This is a genomic window from Photorhabdus sp. RM96S (genome assembly GCF_042879335.1).
In the GTDB taxonomy this organism is placed as follows: domain Bacteria; phylum Pseudomonadota; class Gammaproteobacteria; order Enterobacterales; family Enterobacteriaceae; genus Photorhabdus; species Photorhabdus kayaii.
In genome coordinates, this window is sequence record NZ_JBHFKT010000009.1 from 82,019 (window position 1) to 96,625 (window position 14,607).

General features: G+C 42.8%; 14 protein-coding genes and 1 riboswitch. Of the genes, 6 read left to right on the forward strand and 8 right to left on the reverse strand.

Features of this window, described 5'->3' with window-relative positions; all coding sequences use genetic code 11:
- Positions 1-103 precede the first annotated feature (103 nt).
- The 8 genes from ACGF49_RS07675 to thiB all read right to left on the reverse strand — a co-directional run bounded on the left by ACGF49_RS07675 (position 104) and on the right by thiB (position 8,587).
- The gene (locus ACGF49_RS07675; RefSeq protein WP_387490406.1) at positions 104-2,452 is read right to left on the reverse strand and encodes a DNA polymerase II; all 2,349 of its coding nucleotides are present in this window, start codon (positions 2,450-2,452) and stop codon (positions 104-106) included.
- 14 nt (positions 2,453-2,466) lie between these two features.
- A complete protein-coding gene (locus tag ACGF49_RS07680; RefSeq protein ID WP_228899896.1) occupies positions 2,467-2,616 on the reverse strand; it encodes a hypothetical protein in 150 nt (49 codons plus the stop codon).
- A gap of 546 nt (positions 2,617-3,162) precedes the next feature.
- Positions 3,163-3,348 carry a hypothetical protein gene (locus ACGF49_RS07685; RefSeq protein WP_229015745.1) on the reverse strand — a complete coding sequence of 62 codons (186 nt, stop codon included), beginning with the start codon at positions 3,346-3,348 and terminating at the stop codon, positions 3,163-3,165.
- 451 nt (positions 3,349-3,799) lie between these two features.
- The gene (locus ACGF49_RS07690; protein ID WP_387490410.1) at positions 3,800-4,543 is read right to left on the reverse strand and encodes a hypothetical protein; all 744 of its coding nucleotides are present in this window, start codon (positions 4,541-4,543) and stop codon (positions 3,800-3,802) included.
- 2 nt (positions 4,544-4,545) lie between these two features.
- Positions 4,546-5,025 carry an Hcp family type VI secretion system effector gene (locus ACGF49_RS07695; protein WP_113041546.1) on the reverse strand — a complete coding sequence of 160 codons (480 nt, stop codon included), beginning with the start codon at positions 5,023-5,025 and terminating at the stop codon, positions 4,546-4,548.
- Between the two features lie 295 nt (positions 5,026-5,320).
- The gene (gene thiQ / locus ACGF49_RS07700; protein WP_113041547.1) at positions 5,321-6,028 is read right to left on the reverse strand and encodes a thiamine ABC transporter ATP-binding protein ThiQ; all 708 of its coding nucleotides are present in this window, start codon (positions 6,026-6,028) and stop codon (positions 5,321-5,323) included.
- On the reverse strand, positions 6,015-7,625 hold the full coding sequence (gene thiP / locus ACGF49_RS07705) for a thiamine/thiamine pyrophosphate ABC transporter permease ThiP (RefSeq protein WP_262977642.1): 1,611 nt from the start codon (positions 7,623-7,625) through the stop codon (positions 6,015-6,017). Before thiP ends, thiQ begins: the two co-directional genes overlap by 14 nt.
- A complete protein-coding gene (gene thiB / locus ACGF49_RS07710; RefSeq protein WP_387490450.1) occupies positions 7,601-8,587 on the reverse strand; it encodes a thiamine ABC transporter substrate binding subunit in 987 nt (328 codons plus the stop codon). Before thiB ends, thiP begins: the two co-directional genes overlap by 25 nt.
- 99 nt (positions 8,588-8,686) lie before the next feature.
- Positions 8,687-8,791: riboswitch (TPP riboswitch) on the reverse strand.
- Positions 8,792-8,904: 113 nt separating this feature from the next.
- On the opposite strand from thiB, the gene rppH reads away from it, so the two are divergent.
- The 6 genes from rppH to ACGF49_RS07740 all read left to right on the forward strand — a co-directional run bounded on the left by rppH (position 8,905) and on the right by ACGF49_RS07740 (position 14,156).
- On the forward strand, positions 8,905-9,435 hold the full coding sequence (rppH, locus tag ACGF49_RS07715; RefSeq protein WP_112876470.1) for an RNA pyrophosphohydrolase: 531 nt from the start codon (positions 8,905-8,907) through the stop codon (positions 9,433-9,435).
- Between the two features lie 9 nt (positions 9,436-9,444).
- Positions 9,445-11,691, forward strand: a complete 2,247-nt coding sequence (ptsP, locus tag ACGF49_RS07720; protein WP_228899916.1) for a phosphoenolpyruvate--protein phosphotransferase — start codon at positions 9,445-9,447, stop codon at positions 11,689-11,691.
- Between the two features lie 75 nt (positions 11,692-11,766).
- Positions 11,767-12,642 carry a prolipoprotein diacylglyceryl transferase gene (gene lgt, locus ACGF49_RS07725; RefSeq protein ID WP_262977644.1) on the forward strand — a complete coding sequence of 292 codons (876 nt, stop codon included), beginning with the start codon at positions 11,767-11,769 and terminating at the stop codon, positions 12,640-12,642.
- Positions 12,639-13,433, forward strand: coding sequence for a thymidylate synthase (thyA, locus tag ACGF49_RS07730; protein ID WP_349010398.1), 795 nt, complete (start codon positions 12,639-12,641; stop codon positions 13,431-13,433). The genes lgt and thyA overlap by 4 nt, the downstream gene beginning before the upstream one ends.
- Positions 13,434-13,560: 127 nt before the next feature.
- On the forward strand, positions 13,561-13,827 hold the full coding sequence (locus ACGF49_RS07735; RefSeq protein WP_011145000.1) for a hypothetical protein: 267 nt from the start codon (positions 13,561-13,563) through the stop codon (positions 13,825-13,827).
- A complete protein-coding gene (locus ACGF49_RS07740) occupies positions 13,824-14,156 on the forward strand; it encodes a type II toxin-antitoxin system RelE/ParE family toxin (RefSeq protein WP_387490416.1) in 333 nt (110 codons plus the stop codon). Before ACGF49_RS07735 ends, ACGF49_RS07740 begins: the two co-directional genes overlap by 4 nt.
- Positions 14,157-14,607 lie beyond the last annotated feature (451 nt).

Genomic DNA, 14,607 nt, shown 5'->3' on the forward strand with positions numbered 1-14,607 from the left:
AAGACACCCCGTCAATCCCCTTATCACTCGTCAAAGGGGCGATATGTTAATGGAAGCAAAGCCGGTCGTCACCTGCAAAAAATAGTAATTAGCCAAATAGTAATTAGCCAAAAGGCATTACCATCTGTCCGGTGAGTAAAGTTATAAAATCATCCTGTAAAAACGGCAGGATAGCATCAGCGATAGGCTGAAGTTGCTTATTGATATAGTGATCATAGTCTGGTGATGAATGCAGATTTTCCAGTGGTTCCGGCCCGGATTGTGTCATGACATAGCTTATCCACCCCCCATTTTGGTACTGCAAGGGCCGGTTATGTTGCAGATTGTATTCATCTGCCAGCCTTGCTGCCCTCACATGGGGTGGTACATTGCGCTGATAGTCAGACAACTTACGGCCCAACCTTTTACGGTAGATTAGTTTATCATCAAATTTTCCTTTTAGGGTACTGGTAACATAACCACGGATAAACTCTTGATAAGGCTGTTCATGAAAAATCAGTGAATACAGTTGCTTCTGGAAATTTTGCGCCAGAGGTGTCCAGTCAGTGCGTACTGTTTCCAGACCTTTATAGACCATGCGGTCACCACTCAGACCGGCATAACGCTTTTTACTGCCTTGTTCAGCCCCACGGATGGTTGGCATCAGAAAACGGCGATAGTGAGTTTCAAATTCCAACTCAAGGGTGCTTTTAAGCCCAAAATGTTCTTGCAGGTGTTTTTGCCACCATTGGTTAACGAATCGCGCAAGTTTTTTGCCGATACTGAGAGCCAGTTCTTCTTCATGCGCCTGTTTCAGCCATATAAAGATAGAATCTGTATCACCGTAGATAACTTGATAGTTTTGAGATTCAATCAGCTTTCTGGTCTGGAGCATAATTTCGTGGCCGCGCATAGTAATGGAAGACGTCAGGCGTGGGTCGAAGAAACGACAGCCCTCTGCCCCAAGAACGCCGTAGAAAGCGTTCATGATGATCTTCAATGCTTGTGACAATGAGGCGTTATGCTGTTTTTTTGCTGCGTCACGTTCATGCCAGATTTGCGTCACGATATCAGGCAGACAGTGCTGAGTACGGGAAAAGAAGGCATTGCGAAAACCGGGAACCGCATGCTCGCTGTCCGGCTGTGCCAGACCTTCCACCATACCGACAGGATCGATAAGAAAAGTGCGGATAATCGAGGGATACAGACTTTTATAATCCAGCACTAGCACTGAATCATACAAGCCGGGGCGAGAATCCATCACGAAACCACCGGGGCTGTTATCTTCAGACTTCCCGCCTGGATTTGGGGCAACATAACCGATGCGGTGCATTTTTGGCATGTAAAGATGGGTGAAAGCGGTGACTGAACCGCCACTGCGATCTACGGCGAGACCGGTAACTGTTGCCCTTTCCAACAGGAACTTCATTAAGTGGGTTTTATCGAAAATCTGGTTTACCAGAATACAGTCTTGCAGATTATATTGTGCCAGTGCGGGCTTATCTTGCTGGAAACGGCGGTCAATCTCATCCATACGCTGATAGGGTGTATCAATGGCTTTGCCTTCGCCCAATAGTTCTTGCGAGACATATTCCAGACTGAAAGAAGGAAAATTCCAGGTAGCGGTTTTCAGTGCTTCAATACCATCAATAATCAACCGACCGGCCGTGGAAGCGAAAAAGTGCCCCGGTTTAAAGCCGTGCTCCCGCCACTCCAGTAACCCTCCGGCCCGTCCAAATTTCAGTGGAACACCGTAACGTTCAGCATGTTTTTGTAAAATCCGCAGATCGAACTGAATCAGGTTCCAGCCAATAATGGCGTCAGGGTCATATTTTTCCAGCCACTCGTTGAGTCTTTCCAGCATTTGCGGACGACTTGCTACATATTCCAAATCAAAATTTACCGGGTGCTCATTACCGTTAGCAGGGCCAAGCATAAATACTTTTTGCTGATCACATCCTGCTAATCCAATGGAATAAAGTTCTCCATGCTGGCTGGTTTCAATATCCAAGGATACCCATTTCAATGTTGGGCGATAAGCCGGGTTAGGTTTTATCTGATAGCTACCATTAGGTGCCTGACTGAACCAGATGGGAGCAGTGATAAAACGTTCCATCATAAACCTGTCTGGTGGACGGATATCTGCTTCATAAACCTGAATTTCCTGTTGCTGTAGCACTTTCTCAATCCGTTGTAATTGGCGATATTGCTGGCAATAAAGCGCGGCAACAGGCTGGCGATTGAAATCTTTCAATGAAAGTGGGCGGAGATGGTAGTTGCGCTCTTGCGCCAGAATTTTTTCCACCTGCGGCATATTAGCTTGCAAGATAAAAGCAACAGCTTGTTGGTGAAGAATTTTTATATGACGTGGCCCCTGATCTGTCACCAGCCAGTATTCCACCTCAATACCCGAGGGAGTATCCCGCCAATGGCGTGTCAGTATAAAACCTTGTTCAGCATGGTTCTGTTGCATATAGAGGCAGGCGCTTATATTTGTTGAAAATAACTATATCCGTCATCTTTCAAGTTGCCTCTTTGTTGGCTGCACTCACTCACCCCGGTTTCATAGTTATCTATGCTCCCGGGGATTCGCTCCCTTGCCGTCGCGATGCATCTTGAAATCCATAGAGTATACAATTATAGCATTAAATCATGGTTATTTATACAGTTGCCTAATCTCACTATATTGTGATGTAGCGCATAAATGATAATCGAAACATTGCCGAAACTATCTCTTTATTGCAAAGAATGGAAAATAAAATAGCTCTAATGAGATAGGCAGGTATTATTGAATATATCTATAAGAGTATAGTCGTAGAAAACGTATTTCATTCGTTATTAGTAATATGTTTTTAATATTATCTAGCTTTATTCTTAATTGTATTTATATAATTACATACTACCAAGAATTAAAGTTACAGTAATGATGGATAATAACGTAGTCCATGTGATAATAGATGCCATTGCCTCATGGTCACCACCCATTTGTCTAGCTAATATATAAGCATTGCCGGCATAAGGTACGGTGGAATATAGAATAGTAATATTCGCAGGCATGCCTGACGAACCTAAATATTTAATACTCTAAATAACTATTTATTTAAATTGTTAAAAATCATGGTTATTAAAATGTGGTTATTATTAGTAGAAAAATTGTTTGGGAATATTTATACCCTATGGATTTCAAGATGCATCGCGGCGGCAAGGGAGTGAATCCCCGGGAGCATAGATAACTATGTGACCGGGGTGAGTGCAGCCAACAAAGAGGCAACTTGAAAGATGACGGGTATAGATCTTATCTGACGAGTAACCCATCCGGTAACGTTCGAGAGAGTGGCTGGCTTTATGGGTAGGAATAAAGTGTTCCATTTTACGAAAATTCGTCAGAGATGAGTTATGGATGATAATCTACTATGGATAATTCCTATTGAGATAGGTTTTTATATTTCATAACTTAACCAGAGCTATTTTTCTTATCTTATCTAACAATAAAACATAAATCTAGCGTAGTAAGTATAGAACCAATAAAGAACAAAGACAGCGGAAAAAACGAAGTAAATCACAGATCTGACTTTGTTTTTTTTAAATAAAACGAATGACTTGTAGAAACATGCAATATAAAAAGGGAGAAGCGGAGTTAAAATAAATAAAGGAGTTATTATATCAATGCCGCCTTCTTTATATTGCCAAAGTTCACAATCAACATAACCAAAATCGAAATAAGGCTCCTTAATATTAAAGGCAAATCCGTTAATAATAAGAAAAGATAAGAATGACAATACTACGAATGTTATAATGTCTGTAAATTTTATTTTCATTTTTATCTATTTAATAAATTATCTATATGATCTAGTCGATTATATACAGCTTCTCCGTATGAGACCCATTCATCTTCAGCTAATGTCCTTTGCTCTTTTGATTTGTAAATTGCTTTAATAAAATCGTCTTTTTTTCTTGTTATTCCTCGATTATATCTAGAACCCACCATAATATACTGTTCTTTTGTTAAGTTTCTAGTATCTGCATTAGGATAATCATAGAGAATTAAATATTTTAAATGTCGAGCGACCATTTTAATATTAAATTCATCAAGTTGTAGGCAAGTTGCAATTTCTAACTGATCCCTAGTGGTTAATGTGTTTGAATCAAACCCCATCATATCGGCTACATGTCTTATCTGCATTGCAACTATACCAGTAGAGGTTTCATTTGAACCTTTATGGCGAGTTTTATTAATATTAAAAACCTGCTCGTTCCATTGCCTCATTGCAATAGTATTTAATTTCCACATATCCGGTTTACCGCCTGCTTCTATTCTAGAAACAGCAGCCAAAAGATTCGTTGGTATTTGTTCTAAATGAGAATATTTTAAAATAAGTTGCTGATTATATTTAACGTATGCATCTTTATAACTGTCTATATATCTATTTTTGTTTCTTAGAAGATGTTTATCGACTTGCCACATAACAAGATCAAGTTCATCCCATCGCCTAAAAGATGGCCTGGAACTTGGGTTATATGTACAAAAATTATTACTTAATACCCTGTCACGCAATTTATTCATTCTTAATAAACCTCATCATCTCTGATGCTATAAGCAGAAGTACCAGCAATGTGATGACTCCACGTTATATTTTGATAAATGACAGAGATACTCTCTTCTGGCTGATTTTCTGCATGAGTTAAAGAGTGGGGGTAATTAGTATTAAAAGCATTTATTTTTGCTTTTGTTAATTCTATTGAATAAAACTTTTCTTGAGCACCTTCTGATGAAGTTCTATAAAAATCTAACAGGATATGAAGTTCTTCGTTGTTTGAAATTGCTAGTCCAAGTAAAGGAGAGGATTTATCGATGGGTTTTATGATATTAAAAGGATGATGGCTTACATGTTGTATTCGAGTTAAAGAATGTGTAGCGGAGTAAACTAGTATTTGATCCCTGTGGTTCTCTTGATATTTATTACCAATAGAATCAAAAGTAGAACAGCCTGCTGAAATTAACCCTTGGTTCTTTCCTTTTATGGTCGCATAAATCAAATTAGACATTATTAAATCCTTTATGGAAAATTAACACATAAAAAACACTTATAACAAAAAAGATTTATATTGCCCAGTTTTATTTTTAAAATATAGACTTTGGTCACAGAAGGAAATAATCGAAATACTAAGCTATATCCTATGGATTTCAAGATGCATCGCGACGGCAAGGGAGTGAATCCCCGGGAGCATGGATAACTATGTGACCGGGGTGAACGAGTGCAGCCAACAAAGAGGCAACTTGAAAGATGACGGGTATATATCCTGTTCCCGTTTATTTTGATAGCGATGACATTAATAACACTTAAATAGAAGCGACTTTCCTCCCCAAAATAGCAGCTTCAGAAACAGTACCGGCAACCAGTGCATTTGTTGAACCGTCATAATGAATATTGCCATCAACAATTAATAAAGCGCGATCAGCTATACGAGCGGCATCATCCAGATTATGGGAAACCATCAGTAATGTAAGTTGGCGTTCATGGCAAACTTGTTCCAGTAATACCAGCATTTCATTACGCAGTGCCGGATCTAGGGCTGAAAAGGGCTCATCAAGTAATAAAATCGGTTGCTGGCGTACTAGGCAACGAGCTAATGCTGCCCGCTGCCGTTGTCCACCAGAAAGTTGAGCTGGCAGACGTGTTAGACAATTTTCCAACGAAACTTGAGAGACTATTTGCTGTAGTGTCTGTTTCTGCATGCTATTAAGGCGTAATCCGGGATGTAAACCTAGCCCGATATTTTGCTCAATTGTCAAATGAGAGAAGAGATTATTTTCTTGAAATAACATGGAAACCGGGCGTTGAGCAGGTGACGTACTGGTATGATTTTCCCCGTTCAGCCATAGGGAGCCTTTTTCTGCTGTTTGAAAGCCGGCGATTAAGTTCAGGAGTGTACTTTTACCCGCCCCACTAGGGCCTAGGATTGCGATACGTTCTCCGGCCTGAATTTGCAAGTCAAAGCGCATCACCAGATGTTCATAGCGGTAAGTCAGATTTTCAAGTTTGAGCATTACGTGGTCTCGGTAAGCGTTCAAGTAAACTAAACAGCATAAAACATAACAATAACAGCAATAAAGCAGTGATCGCGCCATCCTGACTACGATAAGCCCCAATTTGCTGATAGAGGTAGAAGGGCAGGGTACGGAAATCTTCATTACCAAACAGCGCGACAACGCCAAAATCTCCAATGGAAAGGACACAAGCAAAGGCCAGCGCTTGTGCCAGCGGAACTTTTAGTGCTTTTAGTTCAATCCAGCGCAGTCGGTTAATACCTTGAATATTCAGGGAGCGACACAGTGGATTATAGCGAGCCGCCAGATCTTTCATTGGATTATCCAGAACTTTCAGTGCATAGGGAATTGCCATCAGTGCGTTGGTTAAAATCACCAAACCGTAGGGTGAACGGGGCAGGCCGACGGTATCATTGAGCAACAGAAAGAATCCTGTTGCCAATACAATGCCTGGCATAGAGAGGATTAACAAACCACTCATCTCCATTGCTTGTCCCCAGTGAGGAGAATAACGCAGGTACAGCTCACGGCTGCTCCACAGCAGCATCATAGTGAATAAAACACATAATAACCCCGCGCCTAAAGCAATCACCGCTGAGGTGATAAATGCTTGCCACAATGCAGGCTGGCGCAATACGTTAAGCAACCCGCTGTTAAGGCCATCCACGACAACCGCCAGCAATGGTGGCACGAGTAGTAATAATGCTGTGATAATTAACAGGCTGTCGCAGATTTTTCTCAACAAAGTATCCTGTGGATTACGCCATTGCTGTTGGTTGCTGTAGCCGACAGATAGAGCGCTGCTAAGTTTCTGACTGAGGAGCACAAGGCCAAGGCAGCAGGTAATCTGAATTAACGCCAGTAACGCGGCACGGTTAAGATCGTAGTCATAGCTTAACGCTTGATAGATTGCCAGTTCGACAGTTGTTGCAGCAGGTCCTCCACCTAACGCCAGCACAGTAGCAAAACTGGCGAAACAGAGCATAAAAATCAGTGCGCCAGTGGGCAGGATCTGGCGGCGTAGATAAGGCCATTCAACAAAACGGAAATGTTGCCATTCATTCATACCTAGCTGCGCCGCTAATTGCCGTTGTTCCACTGCAATGTTTTCCAGCGATTGCAGTAAAAGCCGTGTTGCCAGTGGCATATTAAAGAAAATATGTGCCAGCAAAATGCCTGGTAAACCGTAAGGGATGAAATGGTAATCGATGTCGATCCATTGGCAGAACTGAGCCAGCCAGCCGGCTCTGCCATAAACCGTCAGAATGCCGAATAGAGCGACTAGCACGGGCAAAACCAGCGTCATAGCGCACAGGCGCAGAAAGAGGGTTCGGCCTGGAAAATGACGGCGATAGAGTGCCCTGGAAAGAAAAATAGCCGGAATAACAGAAAATAGTGCTGATAAAAAGGCTTGCCAGAATGTGAAGCGTACCACGTGCCACAAATAGCGATCTTCTATCAATAAATGCCAGTCACTTGCAGGTGAATTAAACCAGAGCGTTCCGAATGCCAGTAAGGCGACCAACAGTAAAAAACCGGCGGCAATCGCCCCCGGTAACAGCCATCCGGCTATCAGCGGCTGACAGCGCTTTGCCATGTACGAATCCATTGGTTACGGTATTTTGCGACTTCTTCCGCGCGATATTGAAGAGATTTTGCGGGTATGGAAAGCTGCAAATATACTTCCGGGAGTGGGATATCAATGACCGGATACATCCAGTTGGTGGTTGGAATTTCCTGTTGGAAAGTTGGAGTCAGCATAAACTGCATAAATTTCTGGGCAAGTTCCGGTTGCTTGCTGGAGGCCAGTTGTGCGGCCACTTCGATTTGAAGGTAATGACCTTCACTGAATGTAGCCGCAGCGTAATTGTCATTCTTCTCAGATAACAGGTGGTAACCCGGTGAAGTGGTGTAACTCAGCACTAAATCGCCTTCTCCTTTGAGGAACAGACCATAAGCTTCGCTCCAGCCCTTGGTAACGGTCAGCGTTTTCTTTGCCAGTTTTTGCCAGGCTTGTGGGGCATCATCACCGTAAATTTTCTGCATCCATAACAGCAAACCTTGCCCCGGTGTGCTGGTGCGAGGATCTTGGTAGATCACTTTCCAGTTATTGTGGCTGTTGATTAGCTCATCCATGCTTTTTGGCGGGTTTGGTAAAGTCTTTTTGTTGTAAATGAAGGCAAAATAGCCATAGTCATAAGGAATGAATACCTTGTTATTCCATGACACCGGCAGTGTCAGTTTGCTGGTATCCACTTGACTTTCGGTAAACAGCCCCGTTTGTTGGGCTGCTTGAATCAAGTTGTTATCCAACCCAAGAATAATATCGGCAGCAGTACGCTTGCCCTCCATTCTTAGGCGATTGAGCAAGGAAACACCGTCTTCCAGAGCAACCAGTTTCAGTTCACAGTGACATTCAGCTTCAAACGCTTTTTTAATTGCGGGTCCGGGTCCCCATTCAGTGGCAAAAGAATCATAGGTATAGACCGTTAATACTGGCTTGGCCTGTACAATTTGACTTAATAGCAACGCAGGAGCTGATAGGACTGTCAGTACGATTAATTTGGAAAATAACGTCTTAAACACTTTGCTCTCCTTAAATTAAGAGGATTGGCAAAGGATTTGAGGAAGCGCTAAACGGCGAGATAACGTCTGTGAAATAGTTAGCAGCTCAAATCCCTACGCCGGTATTAGCCGGATCAGGTTCGGCGGGTTTACTCTCAGCAAGGCTGTTTTAAACAGCCAGCACCCCGTTGAGATGGCGCTATTGTAGAGATTTAGCTAGCGACTGCAAAGTCCAATGATAGAGGTTTACCACTTGAGGGTAGTGTGAAACAATTAGTCATCTTTCAAATTTAGTTTATCGAGGTAGTCTGGTGATCGATGATGATGGCTACCGCCCGAATGTAGGAATTGTAATTTGTAATCGGCAAGGCCAGGTTTTGTGGGCCCGGCGTTATGGGCAGCATTCCTGGCAATTTCCTCAAGGGGGAATTAATCCGGGGGAATCACCAGAACAGGCTATGTACCGGGAACTGTATGAAGAAGTGGGGTTAGGTCGGAAAGATGTACGCATTCTGGCCTCTACTCGTAATTGGTTACGTTACAAATTACCCAAGCGTTTGGTGCGTTGGGATACACGACCTGTCTGTATTGGTCAAAAGCAGCGATGGTTTTTATTACAACTGCTCTGTAATGAAGAAGATATTAATGTGCAACACAGTAATACCCCGGAGTTCGATGGTTGGCGTTGGGTCAGCTATTGGTATCCTGTTCGGCAGGTAGTCTCTTTTAAGCGTGATGTTTATCGGCGCGTGATGAAAGAGTTTGCTTCGGTTGTAATGCCAATGCAGGAAAGCGTATCTCTGCCACGTTCTTCGTATTTTTACCGTCGCAAAAGAAGTTAGGTGAGTTCCATGCTCATGCGTTTACGGGAAATTGTTGAAAAAGTTGCTATGGCAACCAATCTGGCCGAAGCGCTTGAGCTATTGGTGAACGAGACCTGTCTGGCAATGAGCACGGATGTCTGTTCTATCTATCTTGCTGATCATCAACGGCGGTGTTATTACCTGATGGCAACCCGAGGGTTGAGAAAACCCCGAGGAAGGACTATCAGTTTGGCTTTTGGTGAAGGAGTTGTCGGGCAAGTTGGTCAATTGTCTGAACTGATTAATCTGGCGGATGTCCGCAGCCATCCAAGTTTCAAATATTTGCCTCAAGTTAAAGAGGATAGCTTTCGCGCTTTTTTGGGCGTTCCCGTGGTTTACCACCGTCAGTTGCAAGGTGTTTTGGTCGTTCAGCAGCAGGAACAACGCTTGTTTAATGAAACCGAAGAGTCCTTTATGGTGACGCTTGCGACACAACTCGCGGTGATCCTTGCTCAAGCTCAGACTAAAGGCTTGTTTGGTCGATATCGGCAGACCAGAATTAAAGCATTGGCCATTTCCAATGGCATCGTGATGGCTCAGGGATGGCAAGATTGCTCCCAACCCTCACTTGACCAAATTTTTGAAGCCTCAACCCTTGATCATGCAGCAGAACGTTCTCGTTTAATTCAGGCACTGGAAGATGCAACAGCAGAATGTCGTCGGCTCAGTAAACGTTTTACCGCGGGTTCTCAAAAAGAGAGCGCCGCGATTTTTGATCTTTATTCCTACCTTTTGAATGATCCCCAGTTGAAACAAGATCTGTTCTCCTGTGTTGAACAGGGCTCTGTTGCGCAATGGGCTGTTAAACAAGTTATTGAGAAATACGCAGAACAATTTTCCTGCTTGCAGGATGCTTATATGCGGGAAAGAGCATCAGATTTACGGGCACTTGGACAGCGATTATTATTTCATCTGGATGATTCACTTACTGCCAGCCATCAATGGCCTGAATGGTTCATTCTGGTTGCAGATGAACTGAGTGCTAACCTATTGGCAGAAATGCCGCAGGAAAGATTAGCAGGGGTTATTGTTCGTGATGGCGCCACTCATTCACACTCTGCCATATTGGTTCGAGCAATGGGTATTCCGGCCATTATGGGGGCGGATATCCAGCCGGAACTCCTGAACAATCGTATGCTAATTCTTGATGGTTTCCGTGGGGAAGTTTTCATTGAACCTGAGCCACTGATTTCGCAGGAATATAAACAGATTATCGAAGAAGAAAAAGCACTTAGCAGACTGGCTGAGGGAGATGTTGAGCAGGAAGCACGGTTAAAAAGTGGCGAGCGCATTTTGGTTCAGCTTAATGCGGGTTTGAGCCTGAAATATGAGTTGCGGATCAGTAATAGTATTGATGGTGTTGGACTCTATCGCACCGAAATACCCTTTATGCTGCACTGTGGTTTCCCATCAGAAGATGAACAAAAAGCGCGTTATCAGGAGATGTTACAATTATTTCCCGATAAGCCAGTGGTATTGCGTACACTTGATATTGGTGCGGATAAACAACTGCCTTATATGCCGATCAGCGAAGAGAACCCTTGTTTGGGATGGCGTGGTATACGAGTGACGCTGGATCAACCGGAGATTTTTCTTATCCAACTGCGGGCAATGCTCCGAGCTAACGCTGATATGGGTAATCTGAAAATCCTGCTGCCAATGGTAACAAGTGTAGAAGAAATTGATGAAGCTAAGCGATTGGTAGACAGAGCGAAAGAGGAAGTCGAGCAAATGTTGGCGCGCCAAATATCTATGCCTCAGCTCGGTGTCATGATTGAGGTTCCTTCGATGATTTTTCTGTTGCCACAACTCAAAAACAGAGTCGATTTTGTGTCTATTGGCACCAATGACCTAACACAATATCTATTGGCAGTGGATCGGAATAACACTCACGTCGCTTCTCTTTATGATTGCTTACATCCGGCGGTGATTCGAGCATTAAAACTGGTATTTGAAAATAGCCAGCGGGCAGGTCTTACGATCAGCATTTGTGGTGAAATGGCAAGTTTCCCTATGGGAGCGCTATTATTGATTGGTCTTGGCTATCGCAGTTTGAGTATGAGTGGTTGTAGTGTGCCAAGAATTAAGTATTTATTACGTCATCTGGAGTTGGCTCAGGTTGAAAAATTAATGACCGAAATACTACAAGCTGAAACCAGCCTAAGAGTAAAGGAGCTGTCAGCAACGTTTATGGAGCAGCATGGGGTGGGCGGTTTGGTCAGAGGTGGCATTTAATCCGTTTAACGGCCTGTGCTATGATTCTCAATCACTTGCCTTAGGGCATTAACGCTAAATATTAAGTGGGGAAAGATGAGTAACAGCTACCTGGCATTTCCTAATATTGACCCGGTCATTTTTTCAATAGGTCCAATAGCCCTCCATTGGTATGGTTTCATGTACCTGGTTGGGTTTGTATTCGCCATGTGGCTAGCGACACGCAGGGCAGCGAAACCCAATAGTGGTTGGACAAAAAACGAAGTAGAGAACTTGCTTTATGCGGGGTTTGCTGGCGTATTTGTCGGTGGCCGTCTAGGTTACGTCCTGTTTTATAATTTCCCGGCATTTCTCGATAACCCCCTTTATTTGTTTAAAGTTTGGGATGGTGGGATGTCTTTCCACGGTGGTTTAGTGGGGGTTATCTGCGCAATGTGGTGGTTTGGCCGCAGAACGAAACGCCATTTCTTACAAGTTGCTGACTTCATTGCCCCGTTAGTCCCTTTTGGTTTAGGCATGGGGAGAATCGGTAATTTTATTAATGGCGAGTTGTGGGGACGTGTCACATTGGATACGCCGTGGGCGATGTTATTCCCAAGCTCCCGTGCTGAAGATATTGCACTGGCTGCAACAGATCCCTCACTGTTATCAGTACTTGAACAATATGGTGTTCTGCCACGTCACCCTTCACAGCTTTATGAAATGGCGTTGGAAGGGATCATTCTGTTCATTATTTTGAATTTATATATCCGTAAACCTCGCCCGATGGGCAGTGTTTCCGGTTTATTCTTAATTGGCTACGGTATTTTCCGAGTGATAGTCGAGTTCTTCCGCCAACCAGATGCACAACTGGGCTTATTCGACGGGATCAGTATGGGGCAAATTCTTTCTATACCAATGATTTTGGCGGGAATATTAATGATGATATGGGCATACAAACACCAAGGTAATAAGGTACAAGAGGTAAAATGAAACAGTATCTGGACTTAATGAAAAGAGTGCTTGCAGAGGGCACTCCGAAAGCAGACCGCACTGGGACGGGAACACTCTCGATTTTCGGGCATCAGATGCGTTTCAATTTACAGGATGGTTTTCCGCTGGTCACAACTAAACGTTGCCATATCCGCTCAATTATTCATGAACTTCTCTGGTTCCTGAATGGTGATACCAATATTAAATATCTGCATGAAAATGGAGTGACTATTTGGGATGAATGGGCGGATGAAAACGGTGATTTAGGGCCGGTATATGGTAAGCAATGGCGTTCATGGGGAGCCGCAGATGGTCGCCAGATTGACCAATTGAAAACCGTATTGGAACAGCTTAAAAGCGATCCAGATTCACGTAGAATCATCGTTTCGGCTTGGAACGTTGGTGAACTGGATAAGATGGCATTAGCGCCATGCCACGCATTCTTCCAGTTTTATGTTGCGGATGGCAAACTTTCCTGTCAGCTTTACCAACGTTCCTGTGACGTATTCCTTGGCTTACCGTTCAATATTGCCAGCTATGCATTGCTGGTTTATATGATGGCGCAACAGTGTGATCTAGAAGTGGGTGATTTTGTCTGGACTGGTGGTGATACCCATCTTTATAGCAACCATATGGAGCAGACAAAGTTACAACTCAGCCGTGAGCCGCGCTCACTGCCAAAATTGGTGATAGAGCGTAAACCGGAATCACTTTTTGATTATCAATTTGATGACTTTGAAATAGTCGATTATGACCCGCATCCAGGAATAAAGGCTCCGGTTGCTATTTAACGGTTGCGGTTAAAATAGCGCTTCTATGTTCGTCGACAATCTGGGGGAACAATTTATAATAAATTGTTCCTCTTTTCATTTTGATGATATAATATACAGATACGTAGAAATTAAGAGGAAAAAGACCATGAATACTATTTCCCAAAAAAAAGCTAGGGATCTGCTTAGTAATCCAAAGCATTTCGAGGGTGGTGTGTTTATTACCAAAAACGGGATATCTGAATTGTTTATTCAACCAATGGCAGAACGTGAGAGAGAGTTGGCCGAAAGAGGCGTAGAACGACAGGCGATAGCATTGCTTAAAATCGCGATGTTGTCTAAGAAAGATACTATAGAAGGTAGAAAAATGACACTTGAAGAAGCACTTCGTAGGCGCAAGGAACGTCGGGTGTGATATATAAAGTTCAAATTACCGAAACAGCCTACCAGACACTTTCTATTATTGAAGACTACAAGGCTAATACTATAGGGTTGGAAGCAGCTCAGAATTTGGTGGATGATTTATTAATTGAATCATCGGAACGGATAGGGGAGAACCCGTTAGCATACGGCTATTGTTCAATGTTGCTGGATAACGGAATGCAATTTCACCAATGGCTTTCCAAAGATCGGCAATTTCGTGTTATTTATGATGTAGTTGGGGATGAAATTCAAATATTGGCATACGCAAGCACAAACCAAGATTTAATTGCCCTCTTGTACCAACTACTGATCATACACTGATATACCCGTTGTCTTTCAAGTTGCCTCTTTGTTGACTGCGCTCGCTCACCCCGGTTACATAGTTCGCTATGCTCCCGGGGATTTGCTCCCTTGCCGTCGCGATGCATCTTGAAATCCATAGGGTATATATTTAAAACATTGAACGCTATACTTAATAAAATATTCTCAATTAATTATTTTCTGGTCTGATATTATTTATCTTTATAGAATAAATTAATAGTAATAACATCCTCATGTCAAGCACTCAATCTTTTCTTTATTATGTTCATGAAGCTTCTTCCTCATAGCCATATAATCTTACAATGCATGACAATAATAATAAATAAAAATCGCTATTCTTATTGGTTTTTGCGAAGCTCTACGCAATTTAAATGTAATAATGATAAACTATTATTTTTTTATTGATGCACTCTCGCATAAAATTCAATTATGTATTTACTCTGTGTTTAAA